This is a genomic window from Candidatus Coatesbacteria bacterium (genome assembly GCA_014728225.1).
Lineage (GTDB): Bacteria > RBG-13-66-14 > RBG-13-66-14 > RBG-13-66-14 > RBG-13-66-14 > WJLX01.
In genome coordinates this window covers 1-13504 of record WJLX01000058.1, presented here as the reverse complement: position 1 = coordinate 13504, position 13504 = coordinate 1, and the positions used below count along the sequence as shown (strand labels likewise).

Genomic DNA, 13504 nt, shown 5'->3' with positions numbered 1-13504 from the left:
TCGGTGCGGGCCTACGATCCGGCGCGTCCCGTGCCCCGGGAGCTGATCGCGGAGTGCCTGCGCGCCGCCCATTTGGCGCCCAGCGCCTGCAACTCCCAGCCCTGGCGTTTCGTCGTCGTCGACGAGGCGGACAAGCTGAGCGTATTGCGGAAGAATGTCCTGGGCGGCCTGGTCGCCAACCGCTGGGCGGCGGACGCCCCGGTGATCGTGGTGCTGGCCGCCGAGCGCGAGATCGGCACGGCGCGGATGGGCGAGCTGTTCAAGGACATCCCCTACCACTTGATGGACTGCGGCTCGGCGGGGGAGCACTTCATCCTGCGGGCGACGGAGCTGGGTTTGGGGAGCTGCTGGATCGGCTGGTTCCGTGACAAGGCCTTGCGCAAGCTGCTGGGCATCCCCCGGCGCTGGAAGAACCTGGCTCTGATCAGCCTGGGTTATCCGGCGGCGGATTGGCAGCCCCGGGAGCGCAGGCGCCGCCCGCTGAGCGAGGTAGCTTTTGTCAACGACGCCGGGGAGGCCTGGCCGGGGGGTTAGGCGGGTAGGTTTAGCAGGTTTTGACTGGGGACCGCCGCGGCGGTCCCTTTTTCGTGCGGCGCTTTGGCGCGTTGAACAGCGGGTCGGCGGCTAGACGACGCCGACCGGGCAAATAGCCATAGCGTGAATATATCCTAATATTCTTTTATTTGTAAATGAGACGGATTACAGATATAAACATCATGTTATCAGTGAGTTATGCAGAGTCATATTCAAACACGCAAGAGAATTAATTCACAAATCCGCTTTACAACGGGCAGAAAGTGTACTATGTTAACAGTGAGGAAAGGGGAAAGAACCAGGCTTGGAGAAACTTGGGGGACGGAAAACGGGCGGGTTTCTTCTAGCGTAACCGACAACGAACCGGATCGACAACCAAACCAACGCTTCTACGAGGAGGCGATACGATGGATCGCGTCAAGAACAAGGTCGCCGTCGTCACCGGAGCGGCCCTGGGCATCGGCCGGGCCGCGGCCCGGCGCCTGGCCGAAGAGGGCGCCAAGGTGGCCGTCACCGACCTCAGGGACGATGAGGGACGCCGAGTGGTCGAGCAGATCCAAACCGATGGCGGTACCGCCGCCTACTGGCACCTCGATGTCAGCGACGAGGACCAGGTGCGCGAGGTCTTCAACGCCGCGGCCGAGAAATGGGGCCGGCTGGACATCGTCGTCAACAACGCCGGCATCGCCGGGCCGATGGAACCGACGGATCAAATCGAAGAAGACGCCTGGGACAAGCTCTTCGCCGTCAACGTCAAGGGCGTCTTCTTCGGTACCAAGCACGCCGTGCCCCATCTGCGCCAAGCCGGCGGCGGCAGCATCATCAACATGAGCTCGATCTACGGCCTCGTCGGTGCCGCCGACGCCCCGGCCTACCACGCCGCCAAGGGGGCGGTGACCCTGATGACCAAGAACGACGCCCTGCTCTACGCCACCGAGGGTATCCGCGTCAACGCCGTCCACCCGGGCTTCATCCGGACACCGATGGTCGAACTGGCCGACGAGGCCGCCGACGGTCAGATGATCCCGGCGATCACCGCCAAGACTCCCGTCGGTCACATCGGCGAACCCGACGATATCGCCTGGGCCGTGGTCTACCTCGCCGCCGATGAAAGCACCTTCGTCACCGGCAGCTCCCTCGTCGTCGACGGCGGTTACACCGCCCAGTAAAGGCATCGGCGGCCATAGTAAACGGGGACGGCCGCCGCCGTCCCCGTGTTGTTCCTCGTTAATGCTTCAATACGGATGCTCGCCGATGATCAGGGCCTCGTCGGCGGGCCGGGAGGTGTCGAGGCGGAACTCGTTGTAGATGTCCTTCGAGCCGTACTCCTCGGGACCCAGGCCCAGCTTGCAGAGGTAGACTCCGCTGTCGGGCTCGAAGGGCACCTCCAGACGGAAGGAGCCATCGGGCTGGATATCGAGGAAGTGGAAAGCGGACTCCGCTCCGTTGACGAACAGGCCGGCGTAGCCCTCACGCAACACCCAACCCGCAACAACCAGGCGATACCCGCCCTCCGCAGCGAAGACCCGCAACCGCTCCAACTCGAAGCAACGGGCGGCGAAGACCTGGGTCACGTGGATGCCCCGCATGCCCGCAGCTTCCGAGTAGACGATGCCGATGCCGACGGTGTTATAGTCGGGATCGAGAATGTTGGCTCGGTGGGGCGGCGAGTTCATCAGGCCGCGAAAGGCTCCCAGCGTCAGCGACTTATAATTATACGCCGCGCTGCGGTACTCGGCGCCGATGTTCTCGCCAACCCAGACCACCGTTGAACCGGCATTGGCCACCCGCAACGGCAGGGTGGCGTTCTCCGGCACCGGAGACTGGTGGGCGAAGTAGTCCAGGGTGATCATTTCCCAGGAGTGCTGGCGGGCGGCCTGGACCAGCTCGAGATCGGCGACCAGGGGGGTGAGGCCAGCGTCGGCCCGGACGTCGTTGACCAGCTCCAACATGAAATCCTCGGCCGCGGCCTCGCCGGAGAAGGCGGCCGCCGCCGGGAGGACCGCTACGAGCAAGAAAGGGGGGCTGAGCCGTATCATCGCACTGTCCGGTGTTGTCTGGTGGCATTCAAATCATAGCCGGACGGAGCCCCGATTCCCAGCGGGCGGGACACCGGCCGTAGCCGTGCGCGACTTCGTTACCCGCGACGCCGGAACCGGCACGGTTTTTGCGGAGACGCACCGTTATCACCGCGTTAACGGTCGTCGAGATGCAAAAACCGTGCCGGTTCCGGCGGCGCGGGTGGGGGTGATGACGGTGTGGCCGGTGTCCCGCCCGCGGTCAGCGGTTCCGGGGTTCCGCGGAGCGCAGGACGCCGGCATGGAACAGGGGCAGCAGCAGCTCGTGGGGGCCGACGAGGTACAGGCCGTCGCCGGGGCTGGGGCGGCGGACGACGTTCTCGCCGACGCGGTAGGCGATGTTGAAGTCGAAGGCGGCGGTGGTGAAACGGCCCTGCATTCCGAGGTTGCGGGCCAGGGCGACGGCCTTGAGGAACACCTCGGGGAGCAGTACGGCGGAGCCCCAGTTGAGGTAGCAGCCGCCGGGGGCGTCGTCGCGGCCGCCGAGGCGGGCCACCTGGGCGGCCAGGATGCGGAAGTCGCGCAGCGAGGCTTCACCGACGGCGGCGCCGTCGCAGCTCGGGTGCATGTGGACGATGTCGGTGCCCAGGGCGACGTGGACGGTCAGCGGGACGCCGGCGGTGGAGCAGGCGGCCAGGACGCTGATGTCGGCATGCGCGCCGTCCCGGGCGACCAGGCCGAGGGCTTCGCCGGCGCCCAGTTTCTCCTCCCGGGCCAGGATGAAGGCGCCGTTGACCAGCTCCGCCGTATCCCGGCACATGCCGAACATCCCGCGCGCGAGTTGGGCGGCGACGTCCTCCGAGGTCTTGCCGAAGTGGGCCAGTTCGAGATCGTGAATGACGAAGGCGCCGTTGACGGCCAGACCGGTGACCAGGTCGCGGCGGACGAGGTCGGCCAGCAGGGGACCGAGGCCGAGCTTGACCAGGTGGGCTCCGGCACCGACGATGACCGGGTAGTCCTGGCGGCGGGCGGCGGCGACCCGGGCGATGATGCGCCTGAGGTCCCGGGCGACGAGCTGATCGGGCAGTCTGTCGAGAAGAGCGGTGTCGGGGGGCGACGGCGGGGCGGCGATGTCATTGAGGGTGACCTTGCTGGGTCGCTCGGCGATGGATTCGCAGCGCAGGCGGGAGAGGTCGAGTTCCTCGAAGGCGCTCATCGGTCGGCCTTTCGTTGCAGGCGTTCCAGGATCCGGGGGCTTTCGAGCTCCCCGAGGGAGCGACGGCCGATCCAGCGCCGCGTCGCGTCGTCGCTCGCGGCCAGACGACGGGCCGTTGTCCGGGCGGCGGCGTTGAGCCGCGGGTTGCGTTTGCCGATCTGCCGCACGGCCCAATCGACGGCCTTCTTGACGAAGTTGCGTCCGTCGGCCGGGGCGGCTTCGATCAGCTCCAGGTAACCGAGAAACTCCTCATCGGGGGCGCCCTTGTCATGGACGGCCAGGGTGGCCATCAGCACGAAGCCGGCGCGACGGACGTACTCCTCGTCGCGGTCGATCCACTCCCGCAGCTTGGCCCGGGCCAGGGGGGTGCGGTCGATCAACTGGCCGCAGGCGGTGTCGACGAGGTCCCAGGCGTTGAAGTCCGCCGCCCAGGCTTCGAGCTGCTCCCCGGTCAGCCGCTCGGGCTCGGCGAGCAGTACGGCCAGCAGGCGGGCCTCGTGCCAACCGGTTTCCCAGAGGCGCAGGGCGCGGTCGTGGTTGCGTCCCAACTCCCGGGCCAGCCGCTTGATCCGCGGTACGCTGACGCCGAAGGCGCGCACGTCGCGGACGCCGAAGCGTCCCTGCCGGGCGCGGCGCTCCGCGGTGCCCAGCGCCTCCAGGCGCTCCAGGATGCCTCGTATCTCCTCGTCCATAGTCTCATTCTAGCATAGCTCGGACCGGTGGGTGGCGTGTCGGGCCTAATCCGGTCAACCCGGGAGGGGCGGGCAAGTCGCTTCTGCCCTGGGGACGGGTTGCGACGCTCGACGAGAGGGCGAAGTAAAATGTGCCATGAAGTCAACTGCGCAGGCGGGTGGATTGCATTCGTATCTTCATGCAATATCGAATCTTGCATCTGTACACCATCGAGCGTGATTGTCTAGTTTTCAAGGAGATGACAATGACGGCATCTCACGTAGGGCGGACCCTCTGCGGTCCGCCGTTTTCGCATTGTAGTATCAATCAACGTTGTTTGCGGCGGGGGGCAGAGCCCCCGCCCTACGTATGTGGGTGTAATCGAGCGTTAGTGTAAGGTTTTCAAGGGTATGACGATGACGGCATCTCACGTAGGGCGGACCCTCTGCGGTCCGCCCTTTTGCCTTGTAGTATCAATCAGCGTTGTTTGCGCCGGGGTCAGAGGCTCCGCCCTAGAGGGCCGTCGGGAATGCGCAACGAACGCCGATCCGCGGCGGGGGGCAGAGCCCCCGCCCTACGTATGTGGGTGTAATCGACCGGGAGTGTCCACGGGATGCCGCCGTCCAAGTGTCCGGCATCCGCGCAGCCGGGGCGCAGCAGTTCAAGCGTGCCGGGGCGTGGATTATTGCAGGGCGCCGGGTCAGGACGCCCACTAGTCCCAGAGTAGGCTGTGCAGGCGGGTCAGCAGGCCGTCGACCAATTCACGGAAGCGGGGCACGGCGAGGGGGCTGCGCCCGCGGGCCAGCTCCCCGGGCACCCGGCGATCGAAGGGCAGCCGGGCGACGAGGGGGGCTTTACGGCGCTCGCAGAGCTCGGCGATGCGCTCGCTGACGGCGGGGGCCAGGTCGCACTTGTTGATGACCACGGCGGCGGGACGCTCGAAGTGCTCCGTCGTCTCCAGGGCGCGCTCGAGGTCGTGGAGGCCGGCGGGGCTGGGCTCGGTGACGACGAGGGCCAGATCGACACCGGTCAGGGCGGCGTGGACGGGACAGCCGATCCCCGGCGGTCCATCGACGATCAGCAGCTCGGCTTCGTGGTCATCGGCCAACTGCCGGGCTTCGCGACGCACCCGGGCGACGAGCTTGCCCGAATTGTCCTGGGCGACGCCGAGCTCGGCGTGGACCAGGGTCAAATCCTCGCCGCGACCCACCCACCAGATCCCGGCGGTCTCGGGCGCCAGCTCGACGGCGTCGGCGGGGCAGACCAGCCGGCAGACCCCGCAGCCCTCGCACGCCGTCTCGATCACCCGGACCCGGTTGTCGATCCGCTCCAGCGCGCTGAAACGGCAGGCCTCGAGGCAGGCGCCGCAACCGGTGCAGCGGGACGGCTCGATCACGGCGGTCGATCCGCCGGTGAACTCGCGACCCGCGCCGTCCTCGACGTCGATCAGCAGAGCCAGGTTGGCGGCGTCGACGTCGGCATCGCAGGCCACGACGGGGGCCGAGGCCCGCTCGAGCTCCAGCTCGATCAGCGCCGCGGCCAGGCTGGTTTTACCGGTGCCGCCCTTGCCCGAGATGACGAGGAGTTCCTTAAACGGCACGCAGTACCTCCCGGGCCAGGGTTTCGACCACCCGCCGCAGGGTCGGCGAGTGCTCGACGGCCAGTTCACCGGCGGCGTAGGCGTCGGCGATGGCCCGTTCGAAGGGCAGCTCGGCGACGACGCGCACCCCGGCGCCGTCGAGGTAGCGGCGGACACCGTCGTCGCCCAGGTCGCTGCGGTTGATGACGGCGACGGCGGGTTTCTCCAGCAGACGGCACATCTCGACGGCCAGACGCAGGTCGTGGAGCCCGAAAGGGGTGGGCTCGGTGACCAGGATGACGAAGTCGCAGCTCTGGACCACGCAGGTGGCGTTGCAGGCGGTGCCCGGTGGGGCGTCGATGACGCTCAGGCTGTCGCCGGCGGTCCAGTCGAGCAGGCGCTCGATGACGGGTACGGCCCGGGGCTCGCCGACGTCGAGACGGCCGTCGGCGCACTTGAGCCGTCCACGGTGGCCGAGGCGCAGGCTGCCGATCTCGCGGGGTTGCTCGACGAGCACTCCCGCTGGGCAGACCCGCAGGCAGCCGCCGCAGGAGTGGCACAGCTCGTTGAACACCATCACGCCGCCCTCGACGACCAACAGGGCGTTGAAGGCGCAGAAGTCGGCGCAGGCCCCGCAGGCGGTGCAGCCCTCCTTGCCCACGCCGGGCAACTGAACGGCGACCCGCGTCAGCCGCTCGATCTCCGGCTCGAGGAACAGAAAGCCGTTGGGTTCCTCGACGTCGGCGTCGAGATAGCTGACCTTCTGGAAATGGCGGGCCAGGTGGTCGGCGAGATTGGTGGACAGCAGGGTTTTGCCCGTTCCGCCCTTGCCGCTGGCCAGGCAGACGCGCACGGCTAGCGGGAGCCGAAGGCCGTGGTCCCGCCGTCGCGCAAGCGGTCGAGGGCTTCGCCGACGGTCAGTCCTTCGGCGACGGTCAGCATCCTGATGCCCAGACCGTCGAGGGCGCCGGCGGCCTTGGGACCGAAAGAACGGGCGATGACGGCCTCGGCCCCGTGTTCCTTGATCAGGTTGGCGGCTCGGGGACCGGCGCCGTGTTGGGCCTCGACGGCCCCGTTGAGGACCTCGGCGCGGACTTCGCCGGTTTCGCTGTGGCAGACCACGAACAGCGGGGCCCGGCCGAAGCGCTTGTCCATGGGAGCCTGCAGGCCGCCGGTCTTGGCGGCGGCGATGGCTACCAGCATCGTATCACCTCGTGGAAGATGTTAGCGTTGCTTGAAGCTTCTAGGAAGCAAAGTCAGTGACAGCCGCGGCCCTTGCCTTGGCCTCCACCAGCGCCCCGGCCTTGACCGTGACCGTGACCCAGGCCCTGACCCCGGCAGGGGTCGTAGCCGGTCAGGCGGCCCTGGAGATAGGCCTCCAAGGCCTGTCCGGCACTGCCGGCGGCCCCGGTGACCACGTCGATGCCGTGATGGTCGAAGATGGCTTTGGCCTTCTGGCCCATGCCGCCGGCGATGATCGTCCGGGCGCCCTGTTGGGCGACGAAGGCGGGGACCCGGCCCGGCTTGTGATCGGCGTAGTGGGGGTTGGCGACGGTCTCGACGTCGAGCGTCTCGGAACCCGAAACGTCGACGATGACGTAGTGGGGACAGCGTCCGAAGTGGGCGCTGATCCGGGACTCGAGACCGCGGTCGTCGTCGACGGCGATGGCGATCCGGCGGGTGTCGGTCATTTATCCTCCGTCTCCTTGGTGTCGTCGTCGACGGGGGACGGCGCCGGGGAACCGGCCGCCGCGGCGCCGCGGTCCCGGAAGCGGACACCGCCGCCCAGCCGACGTCCCCAACCGCCGCCGCGACCGCGTCCGCCGCCGCGTCCGCCGCCCCAGCCGCGTCCGCCGCCGCGGGGCAGTCCGCCGCGACCCAGGCCGTAAACGACGCCCGTGGGCGGGGTTGGAAGTTGTTCACCTTCCCGGGGCGGGCAATCGCCCAGGCCCCAGCCGGTGCGGGGGCCTTCGCCCCGCGGTCCTCGATGATCTCTACCAGGCATGTCTGTCTCCTTGATAGGGTTTGTCGTCGGTACCCCGGCCGCGACCTCGTCCGGCGCCGCGTCCCGCTCCTTGGCCGCCGCCGCGGCCCCTCCCGCGACCCCGGCCACCGTAACCGCGTCCGGGACCGAAGGGGATGCGGGCGCGTTCCACTTCACCGCGCAGGTACAGGCGGACCAGCTCCCGGGCATCGCCGCCCAGGCCGGCCCGGACCTTCAGCCCGCGGGCGGCGGCCGGGGCCAGGTAGTCGCGGTTGAAGCCGTTGCAGAGCAGCAGCTCCACGCCGCGGCCGACCAGTTCGTCGAGCAGCTCCGGCCAACTGCGGGCCGTCGGCCGCAGGCTCCCCTCGGTCGTTTCGCCCTCGTCGCCTATTCTGACGACGAGAAACTCCGCCGCCGAGCAGAAGCGCGGAGCCACGTAGTTTCCGAAGAGGGGGACGGCCAGGGTGGTCATGCTTGCACCTCACCCCAGTTAACCTGCAAGAAGCGTGCCAAGGGACAAGCCAATGGCGTATCGGCTACAATAACAACAAGATAGGGGCAAACCGCCCCGTCAAACCACAGCAATCACCGTTTCTAATTGTTAAAAAATGTTTCATAACTGTAACACACCATTAACGATTTGTAACTTATTGGCCCGCATCCGCAGGGCCCTTGAAAAACAGCCCGTCAACACCACGCCGCCGCCATACACCAACCGGCGGAACCGGCACGGTTTTTGCGGAGGCGGACCGTTATCAGACGTCCTAACGGGCGCCGAGATGCAAAAACCGTGCCGGTTCCGCCGGTCGGCTGCGTCGCGGACCGCCGCCGGCTGTTTTTCAAGGGCCCCTTCGCGACGGTTTAGCTATTCCCGTCGCCGTGTTCTAAAATGCCCCGCTCTCAAACACGAAGTCGTCGCGGCGGACCGCTCAATCGAACTCGTTCCACTCGCGTTCCCACTCCTCGTCCTCGCGCCGTTCACGCTCGGCCTCGGCACGCTCCTCGGCCAGCTCCCGGCGCTCCTCGCGGCGCTTGCGGCGCCTGGACCACAACCAGCGACCGATGCCGATGAGCAGCGCCCCGCCCAGCAGGCTGTAGTTGACCCACCAGGGGATGGCGATGCCCCAGAGGTAGACCGGTTCCTTGAAGTCGAAGCCCCGGGTGATGATGCGATAGATCGTCAGGGCGACCCCGGGCCCCAGCAGAGTGTAAAAACCCATCCGCACGCCGAAGTCGAGATCGAGATCCTCGAGTCCCACGTCGTCTCCTCTCGTTTGACTTTTCCTTCCACTATCAAGGCTAACCGACCAGACCGGGTTTTTCAAGGCGACTTGCCTAGCCGTCGGTGCTCTGCTAACCTCGCAGCGCCGGTGACGAACAGGGAAGAGGTAAGCCATGGCCGAGGCGGGACAGATCCCGCGTAACATACAGACGCAACGCCGGGCCGACCACCGGGTGGCCCTGGCGGTGTGCGAAAGCTACGAGCCGAACCTCGTCCGCCGGGCGCTGGCGCGCGTCCTGGAGCCGCTGGGCGGCTGGGAGGCCCCGTTGCCCCCGGCTCCGGCGCGGATTCTGGTCAAGCCCAACCTGCTGGCCGAGTTCCCTCCCGAGCGCCAGGTGACCACCCATCCCGTCGTGTTGCGTGTGGTGCTGGAGGCCTTGCTCGAGCACGGGTTCAGCGTGATCGTCGGCGACAGCCCGGCGGGCAGCAGCCGGGTGCTGGAGCGCGTCTGGCGCACCAGCGGCCTGGGCGCGGTCTGCGAAGAGCTGGGGGTCGAAATCGTCGGTTTCGAGACCGCCGGCCACGTGCATTTCCGTGGTCGCAACCGCTTCGGCGAGGCGGTTCAAATCGCGCGACCCGTCGTCGAAGCCGACGCCGTGGTCAACCTACCCAAGCTCAAAACCCACTCCCTGACCCTGCTGACCTGCGCGGTGAAGAACCTCTACGGTTACGTGCCCGGGATGCGCAAGACCCAGTTCCACCGCCTGGCGGTCAACCCGCTGGACTTCGGCGAGATCGTCGCCGATTGCTACGCCGCCCGTCCGCCGGCCCTCAGCATCGTCGACGCCGTCACTGCGATGCAGGGCGACGGTCCGGCCTCGGGCGCCCCCCACGCCTTCGGCCGCCTGGCCGCCGGGGCCAACGCCGCCGCCCTCGATCACGTTCTGGCCGGCTTGATCGGACTGCGGGCCGCCGAGCTGCCCGTCGAACGGGCCTGCCGGCGCTGGGGTCTGTTCGATCCGCGCCGGATCAGCGTTATCGGCGATGCGACACCGGTTAAGGGCGATTTCACCATCCCGGCGACGGCCTGGCGGATGAAGCTGCCCTCATCACTGAGCCGCTATCTGGCTGGATTGGTACGGCTGTACCCGGGTATCGACGAAGCGGTCTGCGTCCGCTGCGGAGCCTGCGCCCGGGCCTGCCCAAACGAGGCCGTCAGCCGTCGTGACGGCGCCTACCGGATCGATTACGGCCGCTGCATCCTCTGTCTGTGCTGTCACGAGGTCTGCCCGGTGCGGGCGGTGGAGCTGACCGGCAACCTGCCGGTGCGTCTCTGGCGGGGGTTGAAGAGGCTCAAGCGCAGACTGTTCGACCGCAAGGCACCGACAAAACCGAGCGCGGGGACGGTCTGATGGAACTCGCCTGGCCCAGGGAGGTCGCCGCGGCGCGTCGGCAACAGGCCGAACTGGTCGCCTCGCTACCGCCCGACGAGCCCCTCGCTGGTTACGGCGCCGTCGGCGGCCTCGACGTCAGCTACTCGAAACGGCTCCGGCGGGTCTTCGCCTGTCTGGTGGTGCTGGATCGCCGGGGCCGACTGCTGCAAGAGGTCCTCGGCACAGCGCCCCTGGACTTCCCCTACGTCCCCGGCCTGCTGAGCTACCGCGAGGGTCCGGCCTGTTGCACCGCCTGGAACAAGTTGAAACAGCGACCCGACGTGCTGATCTGCGACGGCCAGGGGCGGGCCCACCCCCGACGCCTGGGCCTGGCCGCCCACCTGGGTCTGGTCTTCGAGATCCCCACCATCGGCGTCGGCAAGAGCCGCCTGATCGGCGAGTACGTCGAGCCCGGGCCGTCGAAGGGCGCGCGCAGCGAACTCGTCGATCCGCGGACCGGGGAGACACTGGGCTGCGTCCTGCGCAGCCGGGACAACGTCAAGCCCCTCTTCGTCTCCGTCGGGGTCCGGATAACCCTCGAGGACGCCCTCGACGTCGTCCTCGAGCAACTCGACCGTTTCCGTCTGCCCGAGCCCCAACGCCTGGCCGACCGCCGGGTGACCGCCCGGCGCAAAGCCGCCGAGGAGCAAGCGTGAGAGTCATCGCCGGAGAAGCCAAGGGTCACGGCCTCAACGCCCCGCCGGGACGCCGGGTGCGACCGACCTCGGACCGGGTGCGCGAGGCCCTGTTCAACATCCTCGTCCCCGACGTCGTCGGGGCCACCTTCCTCGACGCTTACGCCGGCGTCGGCGCCGTGGGCATCGAAGCCCTCAGCCGGGGCGCCAAGAGCTGCGACTTCATCGAAGCCGACAAGGGCCTGCGCCGCTACCTGCGTACCAACCTCGAGCACACCGGCCTGGCCGGCCGGGGACGGATCTACCTCCAGTCCGTGGAGCGGTTCGTCGCGGGCTGGGGCGGTCGCGACACCCCCTACGACATCGTCTTCGCCGATCCACCCTACGCCTGCGACCCCGACGAGACCGCCGCCCTGCTGCGGCCCCTCGTCGCCGGACTGCTGGTCTACGAGTCCCCCAAGACCAAGGGTCCCGAGCCCGGGTTCGACGCTTACCACGTAGTGGACAAACGAGAATACGGCGGCACCCGGCTGTACTTCCTCCGCCCGCGGGGTGACGGGAACGAAGCCAAGGCGCTACTGTCGACCGACAGCCCGGACCATCGACCATAACCGCCGGCGAAAAAAAACGGGCGAGGCACGGAACCCCGCCGAACAGCCGCATTGGAGATGCAATGTGGCTGGCTTGAGAACTGGGTTCGAGCGTTTGGGAGCGTAACAAGGCCCGGCGCGCGTTCTTGCCACGGCGGACCGCCAGGGCCGCCGTGAATGCAAGAACCGTGCCGGGCCCGGTGCTGTCACGGTGCTCGTCCGCCGCCGGCTACATAATCACCGGCACCGGGGTCAGACAGAGCAGGAACAGCAGCATGGCGCCGTAACCGGCCAGCGTGCGGCCCCGGCCCAGGGGGGTGACGTCGTCCAGGGGCGCCGGACGCTTGCGGGAGACGAAGAACAACACGGCGGCCCAGACCAACCAGCCCGGCCAGAAGAAGGCGAAAAACAGCACAGCCAGCAGGGCCAGGGTGCTCAGCGGCTTGTAGGCCCGGCGCATCGAGGTGTAGACGATGTGCCCGCCGTCGAGCTGGCCGACGGGGATCAGGTTGAGCGCGGTGACGAACAGCCCCAGCCAACCGGCGAAGCCCACGGGCCCCAGGACCAGGGCTTCGGCGGAGCCCAGGGGGCCGACGACGAGCAGCCGCAGCAGGTGGAAGAGGGGCGGCAGGTTGAGCCAGACGTTCATCCCCAGGATCTGGATCATGGCGGGCGGACCGTAGGAGAGGGGCAGCTCGCCGTAGGCGGCGTTGATGATCTCGGCGCTACCCAGGCCGATGATTATCACCACGATGGAGACCACCACGCCGGACAGGGGACCGGCGAGGCCGATGTCGAACAGGGCCCGGCGATCGGCCACGGGGGAGCGCATCCGGATCACGGCGCCGAAGGTGCCGATCAGGGGATTGGGCACGGGCAGCAAGAGCGGCGGGGTGACGTCGACGCCGTAACGGCGGGCGGTCAGGTAGTGGCCCATCTCGTGGCAGACCAGGATGCCCAGCAGGGAGAGGGCGAAGGGCAGGCCTTCGTACCAGCGCGCCGGTTCCTGGAGCAGGTCGACGCCGACGTGCATCCCGCCGGCCCAGAGGACGGTCAGCAGGGTGGCCAGGGCGAACAGGGGGTAGAGCCAGCGGCGCGAGGGCCGGGCTCGGCGGCGGGTGTTGAGCTTGATGTGGACGTACTCGGGCTCGCCGGTGACGTGGGCGTTGAGGCCCAGCTCGCGGCAGTGCCCGATGATGGCAGCCGTAGCCGTGGTCTTGTCGCCGCGCAACCGCCCGCGCAGGTGGACCATGGAACCCTCGTAGTAGCTGTGCATCAGCTCGAGGTGGGGTTCGAGCTCCAGCTCGAGCCGGGCGCTCAGCATTCGGTAAAGCTCCAGCTCCCGGGCCGGATTACGCTCGCCTCGCTTGCCGAAGGGTCGTTTCATTGGCAACCCAGCAGATGGGCGGCCCAGTCGCCGAGTCGGCGGAAGTCGGCGGAGCCGGTTTGGAGGAAGATGAACAGGACGCTGCCGTCGGGGTCGTCGAGGCGCAGGGTCTGGAAGGTCCGGGCCTTGCCGTCCAGGTTCAATTCGCCGTAGTGGAGAATAGCCGGCAAGTCATGGAACTCAACCCTGGCGGAACCGGCCGTTTCGGGGGCCGTGCCGAGGAGTTCCAACAGT

The 13504-nt window shown here is 68.0% G+C and carries 15 protein-coding genes and 1 pseudogene; 5 read left to right on the top strand and 11 right to left on the bottom strand.

All coding sequences use genetic code 11. The features are described 5' to 3' along the window. Together GF399_04570 and GF399_04565 are read left to right on the top strand one after the other, a co-directional pair. The coding region (locus GF399_04570; protein MBD3399586.1) for an NAD(P)H nitroreductase at positions 1–534 on the top strand (534 nt) is incomplete at its 5' end. A 407-nt stretch (positions 535–941) separates the two neighbouring features. After that, complete coding sequence (locus GF399_04565; GenBank protein MBD3399585.1) at positions 942–1703, top strand: glucose 1-dehydrogenase; 762 nt, start codon at positions 942–944, stop codon at positions 1701–1703. A 66-nt stretch (positions 1704–1769) separates the two neighbouring features. Here GF399_04565 and GF399_04560 read toward each other — a convergent pair whose 3' ends face one another. From GF399_04560 to GF399_04515, 10 genes and pseudogenes are all read right to left on the bottom strand, one after another. After that, positions 1770–2573 carry a hypothetical protein gene (locus GF399_04560; GenBank protein MBD3399584.1) on the bottom strand — a complete coding sequence of 268 codons (804 nt, stop codon included), beginning with the start codon at positions 2571–2573 and terminating at the stop codon, positions 1770–1772. A gap of 241 nt (positions 2574–2814) precedes the next feature. Beyond that, positions 2815–3768: a hypothetical protein gene (locus tag GF399_04555; GenBank protein MBD3399583.1), complete on the bottom strand. Its 954-nt coding sequence runs from the start codon at positions 3766–3768 to the stop codon at positions 2815–2817. Next, positions 3765–4460: a DNA alkylation repair protein gene (locus GF399_04550; protein MBD3399582.1), complete on the bottom strand. Its 696-nt coding sequence runs from the start codon at positions 4458–4460 to the stop codon at positions 3765–3767. The genes GF399_04555 and GF399_04550 overlap by 4 nt, the downstream gene beginning before the upstream one ends. A 692-nt stretch (positions 4461–5152) precedes the next feature. Then, complete coding sequence (locus tag GF399_04545) at positions 5153–6196, bottom strand: (4Fe-4S)-binding protein (GenBank protein MBD3399581.1); 1044 nt, start codon at positions 6194–6196, stop codon at positions 5153–5155. Continuing rightward, positions 6030–6872 carry a P-loop NTPase gene (locus tag GF399_04540; protein MBD3399580.1) on the bottom strand — a complete coding sequence of 281 codons (843 nt, stop codon included), beginning with the start codon at positions 6870–6872 and terminating at the stop codon, positions 6030–6032. The genes GF399_04545 and GF399_04540 overlap by 167 nt, the downstream gene beginning before the upstream one ends. 2 nt (positions 6873–6874) lie before the next feature. Next, complete coding sequence (locus GF399_04535; protein ID MBD3399579.1) at positions 6875–7222, bottom strand: dinitrogenase iron-molybdenum cofactor biosynthesis protein; 348 nt, start codon at positions 7220–7222, stop codon at positions 6875–6877. Positions 7223–7275: 53 nt separating this feature from the next. Continuing rightward, the gene (locus tag GF399_04530) at positions 7276–7710 is read right to left on the bottom strand and encodes a dinitrogenase iron-molybdenum cofactor biosynthesis protein (protein MBD3399578.1); all 435 of its coding nucleotides are present in this window, start codon (positions 7708–7710) and stop codon (positions 7276–7278) included. 116 nt (positions 7711–7826) lie between these two features. Then, positions 7827–8024 (bottom strand): annotated as a pseudogene (locus GF399_04525) (hypothetical protein). After that, positions 8014–8475: a hypothetical protein gene (locus tag GF399_04520; GenBank protein MBD3399577.1), complete on the bottom strand. Its 462-nt coding sequence runs from the start codon at positions 8473–8475 to the stop codon at positions 8014–8016. Before GF399_04520 ends, GF399_04525 begins: the two are co-directional and overlap by 11 nt. A gap of 457 nt (positions 8476–8932) precedes the next feature. Next, the gene (locus GF399_04515; protein ID MBD3399576.1) at positions 8933–9430 is read right to left on the bottom strand and encodes a DUF4381 family protein; all 498 of its coding nucleotides are present in this window, start codon (positions 9428–9430) and stop codon (positions 8933–8935) included. Here GF399_04515 and GF399_04510 point away from each other — a divergent pair. The 3 genes from GF399_04510 to rsmD are packed head-to-tail and all read left to right on the top strand — an operon-like array spanning position 9399 to position 11904. Further along, a complete protein-coding gene (locus GF399_04510) occupies positions 9399–10637 on the top strand; it encodes a DUF362 domain-containing protein (GenBank protein MBD3399575.1) in 1239 nt (412 codons plus the stop codon). The genes GF399_04515 and GF399_04510 overlap by 32 nt on opposite strands. Further along, positions 10637–11314, top strand: a complete 678-nt coding sequence (locus GF399_04505) for an endonuclease V (GenBank protein ID MBD3399574.1) — start codon at positions 10637–10639, stop codon at positions 11312–11314. The genes GF399_04510 and GF399_04505 overlap by 1 nt, the downstream gene beginning before the upstream one ends. Continuing rightward, on the top strand, positions 11311–11904 hold the full coding sequence (gene rsmD / locus GF399_04500; GenBank protein ID MBD3399573.1) for a 16S rRNA (guanine(966)-N(2))-methyltransferase RsmD: 594 nt from the start codon (positions 11311–11313) through the stop codon (positions 11902–11904). Before GF399_04505 ends, rsmD begins: the two co-directional genes overlap by 4 nt. A 208-nt stretch (positions 11905–12112) precedes the next feature. On the opposite strand, the gene GF399_04495 is transcribed toward rsmD, so the two are convergent. Continuing rightward, positions 12113–13270: a site-2 protease family protein gene (locus tag GF399_04495; protein ID MBD3399572.1), complete on the bottom strand. Its 1158-nt coding sequence runs from the start codon at positions 13268–13270 to the stop codon at positions 12113–12115. Positions 13271–13504: the final 234 nt, after the last annotated feature.